This is a genomic window from Ideonella sp. (assembly GCF_041918995.1).
GTDB lineage: Bacteria > Pseudomonadota > Gammaproteobacteria > Burkholderiales > Burkholderiaceae_C > Ideonella.
This window is the reverse complement of sequence record NZ_JAYRUN010000013.1, coordinates 77,709-98,957: the sequence shown is the minus strand read 5'-3', so window position 1 is coordinate 98,957 and position 21,249 is coordinate 77,709. Positions and strand designations below refer to the sequence as shown.

At 72.9% G+C, this 21,249-nt stretch carries 22 protein-coding genes and 1 tRNA gene; 13 read left to right on the top strand and 10 right to left on the bottom strand.

Features of this window, described 5'->3' with window-relative positions; all coding sequences use genetic code 11:
* Positions 1-3: 3 nt before the first annotated feature.
* A complete protein-coding gene (locus ACE3UN_RS13250) occupies positions 4-522 on the bottom strand; it encodes a hypothetical protein (RefSeq protein WP_374675431.1) in 519 nt (172 codons plus the stop codon).
* A gap of 108 nt (positions 523-630) precedes the next feature.
* On the opposite strand from ACE3UN_RS13250, the gene ACE3UN_RS13245 reads away from it, so the two are divergent.
* A tRNA-Thr gene (locus ACE3UN_RS13245) sits at positions 631-706 on the top strand.
* A 126-nt stretch (positions 707-832) separates the two neighbouring features.
* Positions 833-1,543, top strand: coding sequence for a hypothetical protein (locus ACE3UN_RS13240; protein ID WP_374675430.1), 711 nt, complete (start codon positions 833-835; stop codon positions 1,541-1,543).
* Positions 1,544-1,574: 31 nt separating this feature from the next.
* Here ACE3UN_RS13240 and ACE3UN_RS13235 read toward each other — a convergent pair whose 3' ends face one another.
* Entirely contained in the window at positions 1,575-2,834 is a 1,260-nt protein-coding gene (locus tag ACE3UN_RS13235; RefSeq protein WP_374675429.1) for a hypothetical protein, read from the bottom strand.
* 124 nt (positions 2,835-2,958) lie between these two features.
* On the opposite strand from ACE3UN_RS13235, the gene ACE3UN_RS13230 reads away from it, so the two are divergent.
* The gene (locus ACE3UN_RS13230) at positions 2,959-3,975 is read left to right on the top strand and encodes a hypothetical protein (RefSeq protein WP_374675428.1); all 1,017 of its coding nucleotides are present in this window, start codon (positions 2,959-2,961) and stop codon (positions 3,973-3,975) included.
* Positions 3,976-4,019: 44 nt separating this feature from the next.
* Positions 4,020-4,640, top strand: a complete 621-nt coding sequence (locus ACE3UN_RS13225) for a DUF938 domain-containing protein (RefSeq protein WP_374675427.1) — start codon at positions 4,020-4,022, stop codon at positions 4,638-4,640.
* A gap of 22 nt (positions 4,641-4,662) precedes the next feature.
* On the opposite strand, the gene ACE3UN_RS13220 is transcribed toward ACE3UN_RS13225, so the two are convergent.
* Entirely contained in the window at positions 4,663-5,316 is a 654-nt protein-coding gene (locus ACE3UN_RS13220; RefSeq protein ID WP_374675426.1) for a UPF0149 family protein, read from the bottom strand.
* 92 nt (positions 5,317-5,408) lie between these two features.
* Between ACE3UN_RS13220 and ACE3UN_RS13215 the strand changes: the two genes are divergently transcribed.
* From ACE3UN_RS13215 to gshA, 5 genes are all read left to right on the top strand, one after another.
* Entirely contained in the window at positions 5,409-6,446 is a 1,038-nt protein-coding gene (locus tag ACE3UN_RS13215) for a Bug family tripartite tricarboxylate transporter substrate binding protein (protein WP_374675425.1), read from the top strand.
* Positions 6,447-6,458: 12 nt separating this feature from the next.
* The gene (locus tag ACE3UN_RS13210) at positions 6,459-7,031 is read left to right on the top strand and encodes a methylated-DNA--[protein]-cysteine S-methyltransferase (protein WP_374675424.1); all 573 of its coding nucleotides are present in this window, start codon (positions 6,459-6,461) and stop codon (positions 7,029-7,031) included.
* A 104-nt stretch (positions 7,032-7,135) separates the two neighbouring features.
* Positions 7,136-7,882 carry a BPSS1780 family membrane protein gene (locus tag ACE3UN_RS13205; RefSeq protein WP_374675423.1) on the top strand — a complete coding sequence of 249 codons (747 nt, stop codon included), beginning with the start codon at positions 7,136-7,138 and terminating at the stop codon, positions 7,880-7,882.
* A 67-nt stretch (positions 7,883-7,949) separates the two neighbouring features.
* Positions 7,950-9,875 carry a radical SAM protein gene (locus tag ACE3UN_RS13200; protein WP_374675422.1) on the top strand — a complete coding sequence of 642 codons (1,926 nt, stop codon included), beginning with the start codon at positions 7,950-7,952 and terminating at the stop codon, positions 9,873-9,875.
* Between the two features lie 51 nt (positions 9,876-9,926).
* Positions 9,927-11,501, top strand: coding sequence for a glutamate--cysteine ligase (gene gshA, locus ACE3UN_RS13195; RefSeq protein WP_374675421.1), 1,575 nt, complete (start codon positions 9,927-9,929; stop codon positions 11,499-11,501).
* Between the two features lies 1 nt (position 11,502).
* Here the strand turns inward: gshA and ureG are convergent, their stop codons facing one another.
* Genes ureG through ACE3UN_RS13160 form a run of 7 tightly spaced genes read right to left on the bottom strand, consistent with a single transcriptional unit; the run spans position 11,503 to position 16,041 of the window.
* The gene (ureG, locus tag ACE3UN_RS13190; RefSeq protein ID WP_374675420.1) at positions 11,503-12,141 is read right to left on the bottom strand and encodes an urease accessory protein UreG; all 639 of its coding nucleotides are present in this window, start codon (positions 12,139-12,141) and stop codon (positions 11,503-11,505) included.
* Positions 12,142-12,147: 6 nt separating this feature from the next.
* Complete coding sequence (locus tag ACE3UN_RS13185) at positions 12,148-12,840, bottom strand: urease accessory protein UreF (protein ID WP_374675419.1); 693 nt, start codon at positions 12,838-12,840, stop codon at positions 12,148-12,150.
* The gene (ureE, locus tag ACE3UN_RS13180; protein WP_374675418.1) at positions 12,837-13,382 is read right to left on the bottom strand and encodes an urease accessory protein UreE; all 546 of its coding nucleotides are present in this window, start codon (positions 13,380-13,382) and stop codon (positions 12,837-12,839) included. The genes ACE3UN_RS13185 and ureE overlap by 4 nt, the downstream gene beginning before the upstream one ends.
* Before the next feature lie 10 nt (positions 13,383-13,392).
* A complete protein-coding gene (locus ACE3UN_RS13175; protein WP_374675417.1) occupies positions 13,393-15,195 on the bottom strand; it encodes an urease subunit alpha in 1,803 nt (600 codons plus the stop codon).
* Between the two features lie 10 nt (positions 15,196-15,205).
* Complete coding sequence (locus ACE3UN_RS13170) at positions 15,206-15,511, bottom strand: urease subunit beta (RefSeq protein ID WP_374675416.1); 306 nt, start codon at positions 15,509-15,511, stop codon at positions 15,206-15,208.
* 14 nt (positions 15,512-15,525) lie between these two features.
* Entirely contained in the window at positions 15,526-15,726 is a 201-nt protein-coding gene (locus tag ACE3UN_RS13165) for a hypothetical protein (RefSeq protein ID WP_374675415.1), read from the bottom strand.
* A 12-nt stretch (positions 15,727-15,738) separates the two neighbouring features.
* Complete coding sequence (locus tag ACE3UN_RS13160; protein ID WP_374675414.1) at positions 15,739-16,041, bottom strand: urease subunit gamma; 303 nt, start codon at positions 16,039-16,041, stop codon at positions 15,739-15,741.
* Between the two features lie 178 nt (positions 16,042-16,219).
* Here ACE3UN_RS13160 and urtA point away from each other — a divergent pair, with 178 nt between their 5' ends.
* The 4 genes from urtA to urtD all read left to right on the top strand — a co-directional run bounded on the left by urtA (position 16,220) and on the right by urtD (position 21,237).
* Entirely contained in the window at positions 16,220-17,497 is a 1,278-nt protein-coding gene (urtA, locus tag ACE3UN_RS13155) for an urea ABC transporter substrate-binding protein (protein ID WP_374675413.1), read from the top strand.
* Between the two features lie 190 nt (positions 17,498-17,687).
* Entirely contained in the window at positions 17,688-19,289 is a 1,602-nt protein-coding gene (urtB, locus tag ACE3UN_RS13150) for an urea ABC transporter permease subunit UrtB (RefSeq protein WP_374675412.1), read from the top strand.
* On the top strand, positions 19,286-20,389 hold the full coding sequence (urtC, locus tag ACE3UN_RS13145) for an urea ABC transporter permease subunit UrtC (RefSeq protein WP_374675411.1): 1,104 nt from the start codon (positions 19,286-19,288) through the stop codon (positions 20,387-20,389). Before urtB ends, urtC begins: the two co-directional genes overlap by 4 nt.
* Complete coding sequence (urtD, locus tag ACE3UN_RS13140; RefSeq protein ID WP_374675410.1) at positions 20,386-21,237, top strand: urea ABC transporter ATP-binding protein UrtD; 852 nt, start codon at positions 20,386-20,388, stop codon at positions 21,235-21,237. The genes urtC and urtD overlap by 4 nt, the downstream gene beginning before the upstream one ends.
* The last annotated feature ends 12 nt before the right edge of the window (positions 21,238-21,249 follow it).

The window sequence follows — 21,249 nt, the reverse complement described above, 5'->3', positions numbered from 1 at the left end:
CCCTCAGGGTGCGATGGCGCCGGTGGCCAGGCCCACCTCGGTGGCCACGCGCCGCAGGGTGCCGGCCAGCACGGGCACGTCGGCCTCGGGCACGCCGCCATGCCGGGCCAGCAGCCTCTGCAGGGGCTGGCCGCCCTCGCGGCCGACCCACTCCCGGCCGTCCCAGCGCAGTGCCTGCCGCACCAGGCTGGCGGCCGGGCCATGACAGCGTGCACACCGGGCCGCGTAGACCGGCCGGGTCTGCACCTGCGCCGCGAGCATGGCGATAACCGGGCCGTGGAAGGCCGGGGTGAGGTGGTGGGTGCGCAGGAAATCGTCCACGGCCGTGCCATGGTGCGGCCCCGCCAGGCGGCCGTCCACCACGCGCAGCGTGGCCCGGGCGAAAGGGCCGGCGTCGCCGTGGCAGCCGGCGCAGCGGTCGTCCCAGTAGGCGTGCAGGTCGGGGCCGTCGGCCGCCGTCACGGGGGCAGCGGCCCCTGCGGCAAGCAGCAGGGGCAAGGCAGCGCGCAGGACGGCGGTCATCGGGCCAGTGTGCCGCGCCGGCCCGGCCGGCCGGCTGCCGGGGGTCAAGCCGGCGCACACGGGCGCTGCATCGACGTGCCAGATCTTGCTGCTAGAATGCGCGCTTTCGCCGGTGTAGCTCAGTTGGTAGAGCAGCGCATTCGTAATGCGAAGGTCGGGAGTTCGACTCTCTTCACCGGCACCACACGCAAGAAACAAGGCCCGCGTCACACGACGCGGGCCTTTTTTCTGGCCGCGTGACGGATGCACGCGCGGGCCGTCAACCCGGCCGGGCGACGGCCGAAGCCGTGGCACCTGTCCGGGAGCTGCCATGCGTGTGTCCACTGCCTTCGCCCTGCCCTGCCTGGCCGCCGCCGCTGCGGCCGCCGCCGGCGAACCCGGGCTGACGCCGGCCGAGGCGCGCTGGCTGCGTGGCGCCGCCCCGGTGATCGCGTGGGCCGAGGCCCAGCGCATGCCGCTGGACATCGTGGTGCAGCCGCAGGACGCGCCCGGCCTGGCGCCCATGGCGCTGGCCTTCGAGGACGGCCGCTGCCAGCTGGTGCTCTCACTGCGTGGCAACCCGCTGGCCGAGGAGGCCCTGGCCGGCGTGCCGCCGGGGCTGGAAGGCGCGGCGCTGGAGCTGATGGCGGCGCATGAGCTGGGCCATTGCCGGCGCTGGCTCGACGGCGCCTGGCGCGGCGTGCCGGCCGGCTTCCTGCCGGCCGATGCCAGCGAGCCGGGTGGCCTCAGCGACACCCAGCGCCCGGCCTGGCGGGAAATGCGCGAGACGCGCCGCGAGGAGGGCTATGGCGACCTCGTGGGCCTGGCCTGGACGGCCGAGCACCACGCGCCGGCCTACCCGGCGCTGCACGCGTGGCTGCTGGCGCAGCGGGCGCAGGAGCCGGCGGGCGGCCACCACGACACGCGGGCCTGGCTGGCGCTGGCGCCGGGCGCGCAGGCGCTGGCCGCCGCGGGCACGGGGGCCTCGCCTTTCGAGCGGGCCGCGCCGCTGTGGCGGCAGGGACTGGCGATCGCCCCCTGAGGCCGGCCCGGGGGCCGACGCCGCGGCCGCGTCAGGGCGCGTCGGGCAGGCGGAAGCCCAGCCCGATCTGCGCGCCGTAGATCGGGTAGCGCACGCGGCAGCGGTAGCCGCGCAGCCGGCCCGCGTCCCAGGCGGCGGTCTCGCAGGCCTGGCGCACCAGTTCGGTGTAGCGCGGGTACTCGGGCATGCGGAAGCTGTCCGGGCCGCGGCCCAGGAACTGCACGCTCTCCAGCGTGTCGATGCGGTCGGCCTGGCGCGAGGCGTCGTCCGGGTGGGCCACCCCGCGCACCACCGTGTCCAGCACCTGCAGCTCGGGCTGCACGCCGGGCCACACGTCCTCGTGCAGCAGCACGTCCACGATGAAGCACGCAGTGGGCGGCTCGGCCTGGCCGCCGATGCCGGTGGTGGCCGAGCTGCCGGGGGCGCGCCAGGCCCGGTGCATGCCGTGCAGGTGCTGGGCACAGACCAGGTCGGCCCCGGGCAGCGGCACGCGGCCGAGCGGCAGGCCGCCGACGGTGGTCTGCACCACGTCGCCCAGGCGCTCGGTGTGCACCGCCTCGGGCGGCACGGTGGAGAACGCCGGCACCAGCACGTCGGCCATGCTGCGCAGGGGCTGACCGGCCAGGCCGGTGATGCGGTGGTCCTGGCCGTCCTCCCGGTCGGGCATGAGCGTGTAGCCGAACAGGTGCAGCACGCCCGACGGGCGGGTGCGGCGGCAGCCCAGCACGCCGTCCAGGCCCAGGCAGTCCAGCCGGCCCGGCTCGCCGCCGGGATGCAGGATGCCGGTGGTGAACACCAGGTCGGCCTGCACGCCGCGCAGGGCACTCATGGCCTTGAAGGCCGCCGCCTTGTGGCGCAGCTCGAAGCTGGCGCGCGACTCGTGCACCCAGTCGCTGAGCACGGCGTCCAGCGTGGCGCGGTCGCCCACCTGCGTGTCGACGAAGGCCTCATAGTCGTCGATGGCCTGCTGCACACGCGCCACGCAGTCCGGCCCGGCGCCGGCCCGGCTGGCACCCCGCAGCATCTGGCGCAGGGCCTCCTGGCCCGGGATCGACGCCAGCGTCGCCAGCGGGTCGCCCTGGCGCACCGAGGACATCAGCCGGCTCACCACCGACTGGCTCAGCTGCAGCGTGGCCTGGAGCGCCTTCTGGTCGCGGCGGCCGGCGGCGGCCAGGCGGTCCAGCATGTCGGCCACCGACAGCTGCAGCGCCTCGCCCACGGCCTCCGCCTGTCGGCGCAGGGCCAGGTCGGCGGGCCGGTCGGCGCCGGGAAGTTCGGTCTTGACTGCCATGGCAGCAGGATAGCCGTTCGACCTTCAAGTATTCTCAGCATATTTCAAGGACTGATGGACGGCGCCTCGCCGGCGGCCTAAGCTGGGGCCTTCCTCGACCCTGCACCGCCCGAAGGAGGGCCCCGTGATCCATCTGCGCACCCTTGTGCTTGGCCGCCTGGCCATGGCGGCCGGCACGGCCACCACCCTCGCCGCCCTGGCCACCGCCCTCAGCACGCCGCCGGCGGCCGCCGCCGAGCCGTCCATGGCACGCACGCCCGCCGAGCGCCTGCAGGCCGCCCGGCAGCAGGCGGCGCGCCAGCGGGCCGCCCTGCCCCAGGCCCTGGCCGACACCGACGCGACCCCGCCGGTGCTGGAGCGCTTCACCGTGGTGGGCGACGTGGATGCGCGCGCGCCCGTGCCGTCGGCCACCGTGCGCATGGCGCTGAGCGACGACCTGTCGGGCCTGCAGACCTGGATCGTCACGCTGGTGGGCCCCTCCGGCCAGATGGTGCAGCGCGTGGAAGGCGTCGCCACGGGCCAGCGCCGCGTCGCGGGCGGCGTGTCGGTGGGCGGCTCGCCGGTGGCGGCGGTGCCGTTCACGGCCTACACCGAGCCCGGCACCTGGACGGTGGAGTCGCTGTTCGTCTCCGACAACGCCTACAACATGCGCATCTACGACCGCGACATGCTCGCGGCGATGGGCCGCACGAGTTTCACGGTGCACAACCCCGCCGGGCACGACAAGGAGGCCCCGCGCCTGGTGCGCGGCGCGGTGCAGACGCCGCGCGTGTCGCTGAGCACGCCGCCCCCGGGCAGCTGGCCCGGCCGCCTGCCCTACCTGGCCGCCGCCGTGCACACCACCGACACCGGCAACGGCATCGTGGCCGGCGCCAGCAGCGCCGTCCTCACCTTCTGCCTGCCCGACCGCTTCGGCGACTGCGTGGACCGCTTCGAGCTGCCCGGGCAGGTGGCCGAGCTCGGCCGCGAGGCGAACGTGATCCGTGTCGGCGCCGAGGCCCGGGCCGACCTCACGCCCGGGCGCTACATGCTCTACAGCGTGTACATCGAGGACGCGGGCCGGAACTTCCGCTACATGATGTACAGCGACACCGACTTCTCGGCGTACTTCCCCAACCCCACGCTCGTCATCACCCCCTGAAGCGGGCCGCGCGGGGCGCGGCCGTGGCCCGCCACAATGCCGCCATGACCGACGCCCCGCTGCCCTTCAGCCCCGCGGCCGAACGCAACCGCGGGCCCATCCTCGCCGAGCTGCAGGGCCTGCTGCCGGCGCGGGCGCGCGTGCTGGAGATCGCCGCGGGCACCGGCCAGCACGCCGAGCACGTCGCGGCCCACCAGCCCGGCTGGGACTGGCAGCCCACCGATGCCGACCCGGGCGCGGTGGCCGCGATCCGGGCGCGCACGGCCACCTGTTCCTCGGTGCGGCCCGCGCTGCCGCTCGATGTGCAGGCGTGGCCGGCCGCGTGGCACGGCGGGCCGTACGACGCGGTGTTCTGCGCCAACCTGCTGCACATCTCTCCCTGGGCTGCCACGCCGGCGCTGATGGCCGGCGCCGCACGCGTGCTGCGGCCCGGCGGGGTGCTGCTGGTGTATGGGCCGTTCCTGCAAGGAGACGGCAGCGACGCGGCGAGCAACTTGGCGTTCGATGCCGACCTGCGCCGGCGCGACGCGGCGTGGGGCGTGCGCCCGCTGGCCGACGTGCTCGACCAGGCCCGGCTGGCCGGCTTCGCGCCGGAGCCCCCGCGCACCCTGCCGGCGAACAACCTGCTGCTGGTGCTTCGCCAGGGCACGGCCGCCGGGGCCTGAGGGCGGCCGGCGGCGGCCGCCGTCAGCCCGCCTGGCGCCGGGCGAACATCTCGAGCACCCCGTCGGCCACCTCCCGTGCCAGGCCGTCGCGGCCCTCGGGGTCGGCCAGCCGGCGGGCCTCCTCGCTGTCCACGGCCGGCTCCTCGTCACCCCCCAGCAGCGCGATGGTGCGCAGCACCGGCGCCAGCTCGGCATCGTTGCGCCAGGCCTCCCAGGCGGCGGGTTCGAGGTCCACCGCCTGCAGGAAGCCGGCGCACCAGTCGGCCGCGTCGATCCACTCGTGCCCGCGCTGGCCCTCCAGCTCGACCACGCTGAACAGCGGTTCCCAGGCGCCCTGTGCGGCGTCGCCGCGGCGGGCGTGCTCCTGCAGCGCCCAGTCGATCGCCCGCAGGTGGCGCAGCGACAGCAGAACCGCGCGCTTGCGCTGGCGGCCGCTGGCAAAGGGCTGGCCGTCCGGTCCGTCGCCGCCCCAGACCTGGGGCAGCCAGTCGGCGGTGGGCCAGGTGTCCAGCCACGCGGGCGGCGCCAGCAGCATGGCGGTGAGGAAACCGTCCACGCCCTCGACGTTCATGGCGCCGTCCACCGGCAGCGCCGCCAGCAGGTCGTCGAAGTCCTGCAGCTCCTGGTCGTCCAGGGGCAGGTGGTTGGAGGCGCGGTCGTATTGGGGGTAGGGCATGGCAGCGGGCACGCGGCAAGGGGCCGCACGCCGGGCCGCGATTGTGCCCCTGGCGGGTTACGCTCAGGGGGTTGCACCGAGGAGAGCCCCCCATGACCCCGCGCCCGACGCGCCCCATGCGCCCCACCCCCACCCGCCGCCGCCTGCTGGCCGCCACGCTGGCGCTGGCCACCGGGGCCGCCACCCTGCTGGCCGCCGGCCCGGCCGCCGCCCAGGCGGCCACCCAGCCGCTGGCCGGCAAGACGCTGCGGCTGCTGGTGGGCTTTCCCGCCGGGGGCGGCACCGATGCCATCGCCCGCATCCTGGCCGAGCAGCTGAAGGACGAGCTCGGGGCCACGGTCATCGTGGAGAACAAGCCCGGCGCGGGCGGCCAGCTGGCGGCCCAGGCGCTCAAGGCCAGCGCACCGGACGGCACCACGCTGTTCCTCAGCCATGACCACACCATCTCCATCCTGCCGCAGGTGGTGAAGACCCCCGGTTTCGACCCCGCGGTCGACTTCGTCCCCGTGGCCGGCTTCGCCACCTTCGTCAACGCGTTCGCCGTCTCCGGCGGCACGCCCGCCAAGGGCTTTGGCGAGTACGTGGCCTGGGTGCGCTCGGCCAGCGGCGGAAAGGGCGCGGTGGGCATCCCTGCGCCGGCCTCGGTGCCGGAGTTCCTCGTCAAGCTGGTGGCCCAGAAGTACCAGCTCGACCTGGTGGCGGCCCCCTACCGCGGCAGCGCGCCCATGATGGCCGACATGCTGGGCAACCAGATCGCCGCGGGCGTGGGCAGCATCCCCGACTTCATCGAGAACCACCGCCACGGCAAGCTGCGCGTGGTGGCCGTGCTGGGCAGCCAGCGCCAGGCCGCCCTGCCCGACGTGCCCACCTTCGCCGAACTCGGGCTGGCCGGCTTCGAGGACGTGCCCTACTACGGCGTGTTCGCACCCGCCGGCACGCCGCGACCCGCGCTGGACCAGTTCTCTGCCGCCCTGGCCCGGGTGCTGGCCCGCCCGCCCGTGCGCGAGCGCCTGGCCGCGATGGGCCTCACGGTCGGCCACATGACGGGCGAGCAGCTGGGGCAGCGCGAACGCGCCTACACGGCCACGTGGTCACGCATCATCCGGTCCACCGGCTTCGTGCCGCAGTGAGACAGTGAGCCCATGACGCCGGGCTACGCGTTCTTCCCCACCCCCGCGGGCTGCTGCGGGCTGGCGTGGGACGCGCGCGGCGCGGTGCTGGGCGGCCAGCTGCCCGAGGTGGGCATGGCCGACCCCGAGGCGCTCACCCGCGCCCGCATGGCCGCCCGTTACCCGGAGCTGGCGGCCGTCGACGCCCCCCCGGCGGCCATCGTCCAGGTGCTTACCCGCCTGGCCGCCGCGCTGCAGGGTGCACCCGACACGCTCGACGACGTGCCGCTGGCGGACGAGGACGTGCCCGCCTTCCACCGGCAGGTGTATGCGCTGACGCGCCGCATCCCGCCCGGCCACACGCGCACCTACGGCGAGCTGGCGGCCGAGCTGGGCGGCCCGGGCGTGGCACGCGCCGTGGGCCAGGCGCTGGCGCGCAACCGCTTCGCTCCGCTGGTGCCCTGCCACCGCGTCCTCGCGGCGGGCGGTGCGTCCGGCGGGTTCTCCGGCCCCGGCGGCGTGGCGGCCAAGCTGCGGCTGCTGCAAGCCGAAGGGGCCCGCCTCGGCCCCGCGGCCGGCGTGCAGGCCGGCCTGTTCGACGCCTGAGCCGCGGCGCCTCGCGAGCCCGTGCGGCGGCCGTACCGGCCGCAAACCCGCTATCGTGCGGGCTTCACACACACACAGACACCGCCCGAAGGAGGACGGCCCCCATGGACGCCAGCTCGACCACCCCGCTCATGCCCACCGAAGGCCCCCGCAGCGTGAACGCCGACCGCGGCGTGGCCTGGTGGGCCGACGCCTGGGCGCTGTTCATGAAGCAGCCCGGCATGTGGCTGGTGCTCGGCCTGCTGTTCATCGTGGCCTTCGGCCTGCTGAGCGTCATCCCGCTGCTGGGGCAGCTGCTGCTGCCGCTGGCGCTGCCCGGGCTGGTGGGCGGCTGGGTGCTGGCCACCCGCAAGCTGCAGGGCGGCGGCACGCTGGAGCCGGGCGACATCCTGCTGGGCTTCAAGGAGCCGGTGATGACGCCGCTGCTGGTGCTGGGCGGCATCGCCCTGGCCGCCGGCGTGGCCATGACGGCCGTGATGTGGATGTTCGGCGTCGGCTCGGTCATCGGCATGGCCATGGGCGGTGCGATGGGCAGCACGGGTGGCGTGCTGGCCGCGCTCGGCATGGGCGCCGTGGGCCTGCTGCTGGTGCTGGCGCTGAGCGTGCCGGTGGCCATGGCCTTCTGGTTCGCGCCCACGCTCGTGGTGGTGCGCGGCACGGCCCCCATCGAGGCCCTGAAGCTGAGCTTCCAGGCCTGCCTGCGCAACATCGTGCCCATGCTGCTGTACGGCATCCTCTACTTCGTGGCGTCCGTCATCGCCAGCGTGCCGGCCATGCTGGGCTGGCTGCTGCTGGTGCCGGTGAGCCTGCTCACGCTGTGGACGTCCTACCGCGACGTGTTCGGTGACTGACATGGCGGGCGGTGCGGGCATGGCCGGTGCGCCGGCGGGAATGCGGGTGCTGAGCCTCATCCCGCCGATGACCCAGCTGAACACGCCCTACCCCTCCACCGCCTACCTCACCGGCTTCCTGCGCTCGCGCGGGGTGGACGCGCGCCAGGCCGACCTGGCGCTCGCGCTGGTGCTGCGCCTGCTCTCGCGCCCCGGGCTGGCGGCGCTGCGCGAGCGCGTGCAGGCCCTGCCGAGCGCGCGCCAGACACCCGCCACGCGCCAGTTCGAGGCCGCCTACCCCGCCTACGCCGCCACGGTGGAGCGCGTCATCGCCTTCCTGCAGGGCCGCGACGCCACCCTGGCCCACCGCATCGCCACGCGCGCCTTTCTGCCCGAGGGCCCGCGCTTCGCGTCGCTCGGCGTCTACGACGAGCTCTACCCCGACGACGCCGACCCGCTGGCCTGGGCCTTCGGCGCCCTGGGGCTGCAGGACCGCGCGCGCCACCTGGCCACGCTGTACCTGAACGACCTGGCCGACGTGCTGCGCGACGCGGTGGACCCGCGCTTCGAGTTCGTGCGCTACGCCGAGCAGCTGGCCACCAGCCAGCCGCACTTCGACCCGCTGGCCGAGGCGCTGGCCGCGCCGCGCCACCTCATCGACGAGACCCTGCATGCCCTCACCGTCGAGGCCATGCAGGTCCACCAGCCCCAGGTGGTGCTGCTCTCCGTGCCCTTCCCCGGCGCGGTGTACGCCGCGCTGCGCATCGCGCAGACCATCCGCGCCGGCTGGCCGGAGGTCACCGTGGTGCTGGGCGGCGGCTTCGTGAACACCGAGCTGCGCGAGCTGGCCGAGCCGCGCCTGTTCGACTTCGTCCACCATGTGACGCTGGACGCCGGCGAGCGCCCGCTGCTGGCGATGCTGGACCACCTGCAGGGCGGGCGCAGCGCCGAGCGCCTGGTGCGCACCTTCGTGCGCGACGACGCCGGCCAAGTGCGCTGGGTGAACTGGCCCGAGCCCGACGTTCCCTTCGACGAGACCGGCACGCCGACCTGGGACGGCCTGCCGCTGGACCGCTACCTGTCGCTGCTGGACATGCTCAACCCCATGAACCGGCTGTGGAGCGACGGGCGCTGGAACAAGCTCACCGTGGCGCAGGGCTGCTACTGGAAGAAGTGCAGCTTCTGCGACACCTCGCTGGACTACATCTCGCGCTACGAGGCGGCCTCGGCCGCCACGCTGGTGGACCGCATCGAGCGCATCGTCGACGAGACCGGCCAGACCGGCTTCCACTTCGTCGACGAAGCCGCGCCGCCCAAGGCGCTGCGCGCCCTGGCCGACGAGCTGGAACGCCGCGGCGTGGCCATCTCGTGGTGGGGCAACGTGCGCTTCGAGAAGACCTTCACCCCGGCGCTGGCGCAGCAGCTGGCCGACAGCGGCTGCATCGCCATCTCCGGCGGGCTGGAGGTGGCCTCCGACCGGCTGCTGTCGCTGATGAAGAAGGGCGTGTCGGTGGAGCAGGTGGCGCGCGTCACCAAGGGCTTCGCCGATGCCGGTGTGCTGGTGCACGCCTACCTGATGTACGGCTTTCCCACCCAGACCGTGCAGGACACGGTGGACGCGCTGGAATACGTGCGCCAGCTCTTCGCCAACGGCTGCATCCACTCCGGCTTCTTCCACCGCTTCGCCTGCACCGTGCACTCGCCCGTGGGCCAGCGGCCGCAGGACTACGGCATCCGCCTGCTGCCGCTGCCGCCCGGCCGCTTCGCGAAGAACGACGTGGGCTTCGTGGACCCCACCGGCGCCGACCACGACGCGCTGGGCCGCGGGCTGAAGAAGGCCATCTACAACTACATGCACGGCATCGGCCTGGACGAGGACGTGCGCGCCTGGTTCACCGAGCTGCGCGGCCCCGTGCCCAGGCCCACCGTGCGGCGCCAGCACATCGCCCGCGCGCTGGCCGAGCCCCGCCCCGCCTCCGCCCACGCCGCCGCCCCGGCCAGGCACCCGGCCTAACACAGCGCGGCAATTCCCTACGCCACGCTCCGGACATGGAGCCGCATTCCAATGGCGCACCCTGAAAAGAACATGGACGACAACGTGAGTGCATCCGCATCCCTGCTCGCCACGCGCCTGCAGGCGCTGGGCCCTGACCGCCTGCGAGGCATCCGCCGCGGGCTGGAGAAGGAGAGCCTGCGCGTGCTGCCCGGCGGCACGCTGGCGCTCACGCCGCACCCGCTGGCGCTGGGCTCGGCGCTCACGCACCCGCGCATCACCACCGATTTCAGCGAGTCCCAGCTCGAGCTCATCACCGGCGTGCACGCCAGCGTGCCCGGCATGCTCGACGAGCTGGCCCAGATCCACCAGGCCGTGTTCCTGGCGCTGCAGGCCGAGCAGCCCGACGAGCGCCTGTGGGTGAGCAGCATGCCCAGCTGCCTGCCAGCGGACGAGCAGATCCCCATCGGCCAGTACGGCCACTCCAACGTGGGCCGCGCCAAGACGGTCTACCGCATGGGGCTGTCGCACCGCTACGGCCGCAAGATGCAGACGATCTCGGGCATCCACTACAACTGGTCGATCCCGGGCGCGACGAACGACGACTACTTCGGCCTGATCCGCAACTTCCGCCGCCAGAGCTTCCTGCTGCTGTGGCTGTTCGGTGCCTCGCCCGCCGTGTGCCGCAGCTTCGTGGACGGCCTGCCGCACGGCCTGCTGCCCATGGGCAACGGCACGCTGCAGCTGCCGCACGCCACCTCGCTGCGCATGGGCCGCCTGGGCTACCAGAGCGACGCGCAAAGCCGCCTGGCCGTGAGCTACAACGGCCTCGAGGGCTACGGCGCGTCCCTGCAGGCCGCCTTGACCGAGCCCTACCCCGCCTACGAGCGCATCGGCCTGCGCGAGGCAGACGGCAGCTGGAAGCAGCTGTCCACCCACCTGCTGCAGATCGAGAACGAGTTCTACGGCACCATCCGGCCCAAGCGCACCATCCGCACCGGCGAGCGCCCGCTGCATGCGCTGCGCGAGCGCGGCGTGGAGTACGTGGAAGTGCGCTGCATGGACCTCGACCCCTTCGAGACTTTCGGCATCGGCGCCACCACCGCGCACTTCCTCGAGGTCTTCCTGCTGCACTGCCTGCTGGCCGACAGCCCGCCGGACACGCCCGAGGAAATCGGGGCGCTGGGCCGCAACCAGCACCTCACCGCCGCACGCGGCCGCGAGCCCGGCCTCACGCTGGAGCGCGACGGGCGCGACGTGAAGCTGGTCGACTGGGCCGCCGAGATCATCGAGCAATGCGGCCCGCTGGCCCGCGCGCTGGACGCCGTGCACGGTGGCACCGCCCACCGCGACGCCGTGGCCGCCGCCCAGCAGGCCCTGGTGGACCCGGCCAGCCTGCCGTCGGCCCGCGTGCTGGCCCACATGCAGGCCGAGCACGGCGGCGAGTTCGTGCCCTTCATCGACGCCCGCTCGGCCCTGGCGCGCGACGCCGCGCTCGCCCGCCCGCTGCCCGATGCGGACGCCCCCGCCCGCTGGGCCGCGCAGGCCGCCGCCTCGCTGGACGAGCAGCGCCGCATCGAGCTGGCCGAGACCCTGCCCTTCGACACCTTTCTGGTGGACTACCTCTCGGCCGAGCGGCTGGGCTGAGTCAGCCCGCGGCCTGCAGCAGCCCCTCGCGCTCGATGAAGCGCACCACCTCGGCCAGCGCCTCGCCGGTCTTCAGGTTGGTCATCACGAAGGGCCGCTCGCCGCGCATGCGCAGGGTGTCCTGGCGCATCACCGCCAGGTCGGCGCCCACATGGGGCGCCAGGTCGGTCTTGTTGATCACCAGCAGGTCGCTCTTGGTGATGCCCGGGCCGCCCTTGCGCGGGATCTTCTCGCCGCCGGCCACGTCGATCACGTAGATCGTCAGGTCCGACAGCTCGGGGCTGAAGGTGGCTGCCAGGTTGTCGCCGCCGGATTCGATGAACACGATGTCGGCGTCGGGGTAGCGCGCGAGCAGGCGGTCCACCGCCTCCAGGTTGATGGAGGCATCTTCGCGGATGGCCGTGTGCGGGCAGCCGCCGGTCTCCACGCCCAGGATGCGGTCGGGCTCCAGCGCACCGGCCACGGTGAGCAGGCGCTGGTCTTCCTTGGTGAAGATGTCGTTGGTCACGACCACCAGGTCCCAGCGCTCGCGCATGGTCTTGCACAGCATCTCGACGAGCGTGGTCTTGCCGGAGCCCACGGGGCCTCCGACGCCCACGCGCAGCGCGGGCAGCTTCTTGGTGCGGCGGGGGGTGTCCATCGGGTGTCAGCTCCGGAACAGGCGGGAATACTGGGTCTCGTGGCGGGCGCTGAGCAGCGCCGCCATGGGGGCGAAGGCGACGCGGGCGTCGTCGCCGGTGACGAGCGCGCGCTCCACGGCGGCCGGCAGTGCCGCCACCACGCCGCGCAGCAGGCGCTGGCCGGCGTTCTGGCCCAGCGGCACGGCCTTCACCGCCGCCTGCACCAGGCCCTCGGCCCAGGCGTAGCCGAAGCTCAGCAGCGCCGGCCGCTCGGGCGCGCCGGCCACCGCGGCGGCCAACGCGAAGGCGATGGCCCAGGCGGGGGGCTGCAGCGCGGCCAGCGTGTCCACGCGCGTGTCGTCGGGAGCGCGCTGGCGCAGCCAGTCGCGCATGGAGCGGCCCATCTGCTCGGCCTGCAGCCGCAGCTCGGCCGTCTCGCGGCTGGCCAGCGCCCAGGCGTTGAGCGCCTGGATGCGTGCGGCGTCATGCGCCTGCCAGGCGCGCAGGGCGGCCGCCACCAGCGGCAGCTCGCTGCGCGCCAGGCTCAGCTCCAGCTGTTGCTGCAGCCATGGCGCGACGCCGGCCTCGCCCACCACCAGGCCGGCGTCGATCGCGGCCTCCAGGCCCTCCGAGTAGCTGAAGGCGCCCACGGGCAAGGCCGGCGAGGCCAGCCACATCAGTTGCAGCAGGGCGTCGGGGGCGAGCGTGTCCACGGTCAATGGGGGTGCCCGTGCGGGTGGTCGTGGGGGTGGTCGTGCGCGTGGTCGTGGTCGTGCGCGTGGTCGTGGCCATGCCCATGCCCCCCGCCGCCGCCATACGCGCCGCCCTCGGGCTCGAACGGCGCCTCGGTGGCCGTCACCTGCAGCCCCATGCGCGCCAGCATGTCGGCCAGCACGGGGTCGGGCTCCAGCGTCAGCACCTCGGGCGTGAGCTGCAGCGGCACATGGCGGTTGCCCAGGTGGTAGGCCGCGCGCATGAGCAGGAAGCCGGCGTCCGGGCCGGCCGGTGCGCGCACCTGCAGCACCGGCTGCGGTGCGGCCTGCACCAGCACCAGCGAGCCGTCGGCGGCCACCAGCACGTCGCCGCCGCGCAGCTGCGTGCCGCGTGGCAGCACCACGCCGAGGGCGCGGCCCTGGTTGTCGGTGGCGGCGAAGCGGCTCTTGCTGCGCCGGTCCCAGTCCAGCGACAGGCGGGCCGCCCGCGCGCGCAGCGGCGCCGCCACGCCCTGCCCGCCGGGCAGGAGTTTCTCGATCATCAGCATGGGCGGGCGCTCAGAACAGGAAGTAGCGCTGCGCCATGGGCAGCACGGTGGCGGGCTCGCAGGTGAGCAGCTGGCCGTCGGCCTGCACGGCGTAGGTCTGCGCGTCCACGGCCATGTGCGGCGTGTAGCCGTTGTGCACCATGTCGGCCTTCTTCACGCTGCGGCAGCCGCGCACGGCCGACACCGCGCGCTGCAGCCCCAGCCGCTGCGCCACGCCCGCCGCCTCGGCGGCCTGGCTCACGAAGGTGATCGAGCCGCGCGCCAGCGCGCCGCCGAAGGCGCCGAACATGGGCCGCGCATGCACCGGCTGCGGCGTAGGGATGCTGGCGTTCGCGTCGCCCATCTGCGCGGCGGCGATGAAGCCGCCCTTCATCACCAGGCTGGGCTTCACGCCGAAGAAGGCCGGGTGCCAGAACACCAGGTCGGCCCACTTGCCCACGGCGATGGAGCCCACCTCGTGCGCGATGCCTTGCGCCAGTGCCGGGTTGATGCCCAGCTTGGCGATGTAGCGCTTGACGCGGACGTTGTCGTTGCGCGGCCGGGCTTCGACAGGCTCAGCCTGAACGGCAGGGGGCGGCAGGGCTTCGACGGGCTCAGCCCGAACGGAAGGGGGCATCAGCGCGCTGGAGGGCGGGGCCAGCCAGCCGCGCTGCTCGCGCATCTTGTGCGCGGTCTGCCAGCAGCGCAGCGTCACCTCGCCCACCCGGCCCATGGCCTGCGAATCGGAGCTGAACATGCTGATCGCGCCCAGGTCGTGCAGGATGTCCTCGGCCGCGATGGTCTCGCGGCGGATGCGGCTCTCCGCAAAGGCCAGGTCCTCGGCGATGCCGGCATCGAGGTGGTGGCACACCATGAGCATGTCCAGGTGCTCGTCGATGGTGTTCACCGTGTAGGGCCGCGTGGGGTTGGTGGACGAGGGCAGCACGTTGGCCTCGCCCACCACCTTGAGGATGTCGGGCGCATGGCCGCCGCCCGCGCCCTCGGTGTGGAAGCTGTGGATGGTGCGGCCCTTGAAGGCGGCGATGGTGTCCTCCACGAAGCCCGACTCGTTGAGCGTGTCGGTGTGAATGGCTACCTGCGTGTCGGTCTCCTCGGCCACCGTGAGGCAGCAGTCGATGGCCGCCGGCGTGGTGCCCCAGTCCTCGTGCAGCTTCATGCCCACCGCGCCGGCCTGCACCTGCTGGCGCAGGCCCTCGGGCCGGCTGGCATTGCCCTTGGCCATGAAGCCCAGGTTCATGGGGAACGCCTCGGCCGCCAGCAGCATGCGCTCGATGTTCTCGGGGCCGGGCGTGCAGGTGGTGGCGAAGGTGCCCGTGGCGGGGCCGGTGCCGCCGCCCAGCATGGTGGTGGTGCCGCTCATCAGCGCCACCTCGATCTGCTGCGGGCAGATGAAGTGGATGTGCGTGTCCACGGTGCCCGGGGTGACGATCAGGCCCTCGGCGGCGACGATCTCGGTGCCCGGGCCGATGACGATGTCCACGCCCGGCTGCACGTCGGGGTTGCCGGCCTTGCCGATGGCGGCGATGCGGCTGCCCTTCAGGCCGATGTCGGCCTTGACGATGCCCCAGTGGTCGACGATGAGCGCGTTGGTGATGACGCAGTCGCAGGCCTCGGCCGCCCTGGGGCCGTTGACCGCCTGCGACTGGCCCATGCCGTCGCGGATGGTCTTGCCGCCGCCGAACTTGACCTCGTCGCCCGGCACGGTGAAGTCGCGCTCCACTTCGACGACCAGGCAGGTGTCGGCCAGCCGCACGCGGTCGCCGGTGGTGGGGCCGAACATCTCGGCATAGGCGCGTCGCCCGATCTTCATCACAGCCCTTTCCTCACAGCGCGCCCATCACGGTGCCGCGAAAGCCCCACACCGCACGCGTGCCGGCGTAGTCCACCAGCTCCACCGTGCGCTGCTGGCCGGGCTCGAAGCGCACGGCCGTGCCCGAGGCGATGTTCAGCCGCATGCCGCGCGCGGCCGCGCGGTCGAAGCGCAGCGCCGGGTTGGTCTCGGCGAAGTGGTAGTGCGAGCCCACCTGGATGGGCCGGTCGCCGGTGTTCTCCACCACCAGCGTGCAGGTGCGGCGGCCCGCGTTGAGCGTGTGCTCACCTTCGTCGACCAGCAGTTCACCGGGAACCATGCGCGGCTCCGGAGTCAGCGGCCGCCGCCGCGGCGCACCCACCACCACAGCGCGGCGCCCACCGCCGCGGCGAGCGCCAGGCCCATCCATTCATGGCTGTGCAGGTGCGGCAGCGCCAGGCCGTGGCCTTCGTGCGCGTAAGCCGGCAGCGCCGGCGTGGCCGCCGCCAGCACGGCCAGGCGACCAAGCAGCGGAACAAGGGAAGGACGACGCATCGCGGTGGTTCCTCAGGCAATGGGTTGGTGCACGGTCACCAGCTTGGTGCCGTCGGGGAAGGTGGCCTCCACCTGGATCTCCGGGATCATCTCGGGCACGCCCTCCATCACGTCCTCGCGCGTGAGCACGCGCTTGCCGTCGCCCATCAGCTGCGCCACGGTGCGGCCGTCGCGGGCGCCTTCGAGGATGGCCAGGCTGATGAGCGCCACGGCCTCGGGGTGGTTGAGCTGGAGCCCGCGCGCGCGCCGGCGCTCGGCCAGCAGCGCGGCGGTGAACAGCAGGAGCTTGTCCTTTTCGTGCGGGGTGAGATTCATCGTGCCCCGCATGAGTGCAAGGGCGATGCCAGCGCGGTGCACGCCCCACCGCGGCACAGGGTGTGACGACATGTGGCACGGAAGCTGCGAAAGACGCCACGGCACGCGAGCCTTCGTGTGCTGCCCGAGTCTGTGTGTGTGTCCCTTGTTGATTGCCCTTGTGAGGAGAGGCGTTCCCATGAAGACCAACCGCCGCGTGTTCACCGGCCGACTGATGACTTCCGTGGCCGCTGCGGCCGCTGCCCTGGCCTGGGGGTTGCCGGCCCAGGCGGCCGACACCATCAAGGTGGGCGTGCTGCACTCGCTGTCCGGCACCATGGCCATCTCGGAGACGGTGCTCAAGGACACCGCGCTGATGGCCATCGACGAGATCAACGCCAAGGGCGGCCTGCTCGGCAAGAAGCTCGAGCCCGTGGTGGTGGACCCGGCCTCCAACTGGCCGCTGTTCGCCGAGAAGGCCAAGCAGCTCATCACCCAGGACAAGGTGGCCGTGGTGTTCGGCTGCTGGACGAGCGTGAGCCGCAAGAGCGTGCTGCCGGTGTTCGAGGAGACGAACAGCCTGCTGTTCTACCCCGTGCAGTACGAGGGCGAGGAGCTCTCCAAGAACGTGTTCTACACGGGCGCCGCGCCCAATCAGCAGGCGATTCCCGCGGTGGAGTACCTGATGAGCAAGGACGGCGGCGGCGCCAAGCGCTTCGTGCTGCTGGGCACCGACTACGTGTACCCGCGCACCACCAACAAGATCCTGCGCGCCTTCCTCAAGAGCAAGGGCGTGGCCGATGCCGACATCATGGAGGAGTACACCCCCTTCGGCCATGCCGACTACCAGACCATCATCGCGAAGATCAAGAAGTTCGCGGGTGAGGGCAAGAAGACCGCCGTGGTGTCCACCATCAACGGCGACAGCAACGTGCCCTTCTACAAGGAGCTGGGCAACCAGGGCCTGAAGGCCACCGACGTGCCCGTCGTCGCCTTCTCGGTGGGCGAGGAGGAGCTGCGCGGCGTGGACACCAAGCCGCTCGTGGGCCACCTGGCGGCATGGAACTACTTCATGTCCATCAAGAACCCGGCCAACGACGAGTTCACCAAGAAGTGGGCCGCCTACGCCAAGGCCAAGGGCATCCCCGGCCACAAGGACAAGCCGCTCACCAACGACCCGATGGAGGCCACCTACATCGGCATCAACATGTGGGCGCAGGCCGTCACCAAGGCCAAGAGCACCGACACCGACAAGGTGATCGCCGCCATGGCCGGCCAGACCTTCAAGGCACCGTCGGGCATCACCAGCAAGATGGACGAGAAGAACCACCACCTGCACAAGAGCGTGTTCATCGGCGAGGTCAAGGGCGATGGCCAGTTCAACGTGGTGTGGAAGACCCCCGGCCCGGTGAAGGCCCAGCCCTGGAGCCCCTACATCCCGGAGAACAAGGGCAAGAAGGACGAGCCCGCGAAATAAGGCCCCCACGCCCCCGTGCCAGGGGGCAGCCCCCCGAGGGGGCTCGCGCAGCGGACCGGGGGACCGAGTGCCCCCACGCTCGCTGGCGCTCGCTGCCCCCCAAGGGGGCTCGCGCAGCGGACCGGCGAAGCCGGATCCGCACACGCCACTGGAAGACTGACGGCGCTGCGCGCGTCAGGGTTGCGTCTCGATGGATGGGGGTTCGGTGTTGCGGTTTCGAGTTCTGCTGCTCGGGTGGATTCCCGGTCTGCTGCTCGCCAGCGGCGCGAGCGCGCTCACGCCCGAGCAGGCGTCGCGCATCGCCGCGGGCGACAGCGACGCGCGCATCGAGGCACTGAACGCCGCGGCGGCGGACCCGGCGCTGGCGGCCTATGTGCAGGCGCTGCTGGCCGACGAGGTGAAGCTGGTGCCAGGCGACCCGCCGCGGGCACTGCGGGTGCAGGGCAGCCAGGTGGTCGATGCGGCCACCGGCGCACCCGCCACCCTGCCCGACGACGCGCAGGACGTCGTCAACAACAACCGCATGCGGCGCGAGCTGGAGGCCATGGCCGCCACGCTGGCGCTGCTGTCGCCCGAGCGGGCGGCACGCGAGCAGGCCATCGCGGCGCTCGCCGACGGGGTGGACGCCTCGCGCCTGCCGCTGATCGACCGCGCCCTGGCCGCCGAGACCGACGAGACGCTCACGCTGCGCCTGCACCGCCTGCGCGCCGGCGCGCTGATCGCGGCGCCCGAGCGCTCGCTGCGCCTGGCCGCCGCGGGCGAGCTGGCCGCGGCCGCCGACCCCAGCGTGCGCGCCCTGCTGCTCGAGCGCCTGCAAGCCGAGGCCGACCCCGGCGTGCGCGCCGCGCTGGCGCTGGCGCTGCGCGACGTGGAATCGCGCCTGGCCTGGGGCGACCGCCTGGGCGTGCTCTTCTCCGGCATCAGCCTGGGCTCCATCCTCATGCTGGTGGCGCTCGGCCTGGCCGTCACCTACGGGCTGATGGGCGTGATCAACATGGCCCACGGCGAGCTGATGATGATCGGCGCCTACACGACCTACGTGGTGCAGAACCTGTTCCGCCAGCACCTGCCCGGCGCCTTCGACTGGTACATCGTGGCGGCCGTGCCGGCGGCCTTCCTGGTGGCCGCGGCCGTGGGTGCGGCGCTGGAGCGCAGCGTGATCCGCTGGCTCTATGGCCGCCCGCTGGAGACGCTGCTCGCCACCTGGGGCATCAGCCTCATCCTCATGCAGGCGGTGCGCAGCCTGTTCGGCGCGCAGAACGTGGCGGTGGAGAACCCCGCCTGGCTCTCGGGCGGCCTGGCCGTGCTGCCCAATCTCACCCTGCCCTACAACCGGCTGGCCATCATCGCCTTCGCGGCCGCGGTGCTGGCCGGCATGGCGCTGCTCATCGCGCGCACCCGGCTGGGCCTGCTGGTGCGCGGCGTCACGCAGAACCGCCAGATGGCCGCCTGCGTGGGCGTGCCCACCGCGCGCGTGGACACCTGGGCCTTCTCGCTGGGCGCGGGCATCGCCGGCCTGGCCGGCTGCGCGCTCAGCCAGGTGGGCAACGTGGGGCCCGACCTGGGCCAGGGTTACATCGTCGACGCGTTCATGGTGGTGGTGACGGGCGGCGTGGGCCAGCTGGCCGGCACCGTGTACGCCGGGCTGGGCCTGGGCATCGTGAACAAGCTGCTCGAGGGCTGGCAGGGGGCCGTGCTGGCCAAGATCACCGTGCTGGTGCTCATCGTCATGTTCATCCAGAAGCGCCCGCAGGGCCTGTTCGCCCTGAAGGGCCGGAGCGCCGAGGCATGAAGCCCACCTTGCTGTCCCCCCGCGGCTGGGCCGGCGTGGCGGCCGCCGTGCTGCTGCTGGCGGTCGTCGTGCCGCTGGCGCACCTGGCCGTGCCCGCAGGCCACCCGCTGCACCTGGGCGAGCACCATGTCAGCCTGCTCGGCAAGATCCTCTGCTACGCCATCTGCGCCCTGGCCATCGACCTGATCTGGGGCTACACCGGCATCCTCTCGCTGGGCCATGGCCTGTTCTTCGCGCTGGGCGGCTATGCCATGGGCATGTACCTCATGCGCCAGATCGGCCGCGACGGGCAGTACCGCTCGGACATGCCCGACTTCATGGTGTTCCTGAACTGGCAGAGCTTTCCCTGGCACTGGGCCGGCAGCGACAGCTTCGCCTTCCAGCTGGCCATGGTGGTGGGGGTGCCGGGGCTGCTGGCCTTCGTGTTCGGTTTCTTCGCCTTCCGCTCGCGCATCAAGGGCGTGTACTTCTCCATCATCACGCAGGCCATGACGTTCGCCGCCATGCTGCTGTTCTTCCGCAACGAGACGGGCTTCGGCGGCAACAACGGCTTCACCGATTTCAAGCGCCTGCTCGGCATGCCGCTGGCCACGCCGGCCATGCGCGTGGCGCTGTGCGTGCTCTCGGGCCTGGTGCTGGTGGGCTGCTTCCTGCTGGCGCGCGCGGTGGTCACCAGCCGCGCGGGCCGCGTGCTGCAGGCCGTGCGCGACGCGGAGAACCGCGTCATGTTCAGCGGCTACGACCCGGTGGCCTACAAGCTGGCGGTGTGGACGCTCAGCGCCGTGATGTGCGGCGTGGCGGGCGCGCTGTACGTGCCGCAGGTGGGCATCATCAACCCCAGCGAGATGAGCCCCGCGGCCAGCATCGAGATGGCCATCTGGGCCGCCGTGGGCGGGCGCGGCACCCTCGTGGGCCCCATCGTCGGCGCCTTCTTCGTCAACGGCGCCAAGAGCTGGTTCACGGTGGCGTTCCCCGAGTTCTGGCTGTTCTTCCTGGGCGCGCTGTTCATCGCCGTCACGCTCTTCCTGCCGCAGGGGCTGATGGGCCTGCTGGGGCTGTGGAAGCGGCGCCGGGGCACCGACGAGGAGGCCGCGCCATGACGCCCGAGCTGATGGAAGCCGGCGCCCGCCGCCTGGCCGCCGAGCGCGCGCGGGCCGGCGGCTACGGCCGCCCGGTGCTGCACGGCGAGCCGGTGTTCACGCAGGGCGTGGCGCTGTACGTGGAAGGCGTGTCGGTGAGCTTCGACGGCTTCAAGGCGCTCAACGACCTGCACCTCACCATCGACCACGGCGAGCTGCGCTGCATGATCGGCCCCAACGGCGCGGGCAAGACCACGATGATGGACTGCATCACCGGCAAGACCCGCCCCGACACCGGCCGCCTGTCCTTCGGCAGCAACATCGACCTGCGGCGCCTCACCGAGCCCGAGATCGCGCAGGTGGGCATCGGCCGCAAGTTCCAGAAGCCCACGGTGTACGAGCGCCTCACCGTCTTCGAGAACCTGGATCTCTCGCTCAAGGCCGACCGCCGCGTGGCCGCCAACCTGGGCCGCGCGCTCAGCGGCGCCCAGCGCGACCGCATCGACGCCCTGCTGCAGCTCGTCCAGCTGGCGCCCGAGGCGCACCGCACCGCCGGCCTGCTGAGCCACGGCCAGAAGCAGTGGCTCGAGATCGGCATGCTGCTGGCGCAGGAGCCCAAGCTGCTGCTGCTGGACGAGCCGGTGGCCGGCATGACCGACGAAGAGACCGAGCGCACCGCCGAGCTGCTGCTCACGCTGGAAGGCCAGCACTCGCTGGTGGTGGTGGAGCACGACATGCACTTCGTGGAGCAGCTCACGCAGGGGCAGCGCCGTGTGACCGTGCTGCACGAAGGCCATGTGCTCGCCGAGGGCCTGCTGCGCGACCTGCAGAACGACGAGCGTGTGGTGGAGGTGTACCTTGGCCGCTGACACCACCCCACC

Coding starts and splice junctions, on each gene's coding strand:
- urtA (WP_374675413.1), top strand. CDS start 16,220: ATGAAGACCAACCGCCGCGTGTTCACCGGCCGACTGATGACTTCCGTG.
- urtB (WP_374675412.1), top strand. CDS start 17,688: ATGGATGGGGGTTCGGTGTTGCGGTTTCGAGTTCTGCTGCTCGGGTGG.
- ACE3UN_RS13210 (WP_374675424.1), top strand. CDS start 6,459: ATGACGCCGGGCTACGCGTTCTTCCCCACCCCCGCGGGCTGCTGCGGG.
- ACE3UN_RS13200 (WP_374675422.1), top strand. CDS start 7,950: ATGACCCAGCTGAACACGCCCTACCCCTCCACCGCCTACCTCACCGGC.
- ACE3UN_RS13220 (WP_374675426.1), bottom strand. CDS start 5,316: ATGCCCTACCCCCAATACGACCGCGCCTCCAACCACCTGCCCCTGGAC.
- ACE3UN_RS13250 (WP_374675431.1), bottom strand. CDS start 522: ATGACCGCCGTCCTGCGCGCTGCCTTGCCCCTGCTGCTTGCCGCAGGG.
- ureE (WP_374675418.1), bottom strand. CDS start 13,382: ATGCTGATGATCGAGAAACTCCTGCCCGGCGGGCAGGGCGTGGCGGCG.
- urtD (WP_374675410.1), top strand. CDS start 20,386: ATGACGCCCGAGCTGATGGAAGCCGGCGCCCGCCGCCTGGCCGCCGAG.
- ureG (WP_374675420.1), bottom strand. CDS start 12,141: ATGGACACCCCCCGCCGCACCAAGAAGCTGCCCGCGCTGCGCGTGGGC.
- ACE3UN_RS13240 (WP_374675430.1), top strand. CDS start 833: ATGCGTGTGTCCACTGCCTTCGCCCTGCCCTGCCTGGCCGCCGCCGCT.
- ACE3UN_RS13165 (WP_374675415.1), bottom strand. CDS start 15,726: ATGCGTCGTCCTTCCCTTGTTCCGCTGCTTGGTCGCCTGGCCGTGCTG.
- ACE3UN_RS13215 (WP_374675425.1), top strand. CDS start 5,409: ATGACCCCGCGCCCGACGCGCCCCATGCGCCCCACCCCCACCCGCCGC.
- ACE3UN_RS13235 (WP_374675429.1), bottom strand. CDS start 2,834: ATGGCAGTCAAGACCGAACTTCCCGGCGCCGACCGGCCCGCCGACCTG.
- urtC (WP_374675411.1), top strand. CDS start 19,286: ATGAAGCCCACCTTGCTGTCCCCCCGCGGCTGGGCCGGCGTGGCGGCC.
- gshA (WP_374675421.1), top strand. CDS start 9,927: ATGGCGCACCCTGAAAAGAACATGGACGACAACGTGAGTGCATCCGCA.
- ACE3UN_RS13205 (WP_374675423.1), top strand. CDS start 7,136: ATGGACGCCAGCTCGACCACCCCGCTCATGCCCACCGAAGGCCCCCGC.
- ACE3UN_RS13170 (WP_374675416.1), bottom strand. CDS start 15,511: ATGGTTCCCGGTGAACTGCTGGTCGACGAAGGTGAGCACACGCTCAAC.
- ACE3UN_RS13225 (WP_374675427.1), top strand. CDS start 4,020: ATGACCGACGCCCCGCTGCCCTTCAGCCCCGCGGCCGAACGCAACCGC.
- ACE3UN_RS13160 (WP_374675414.1), bottom strand. CDS start 16,041: ATGAATCTCACCCCGCACGAAAAGGACAAGCTCCTGCTGTTCACCGCC.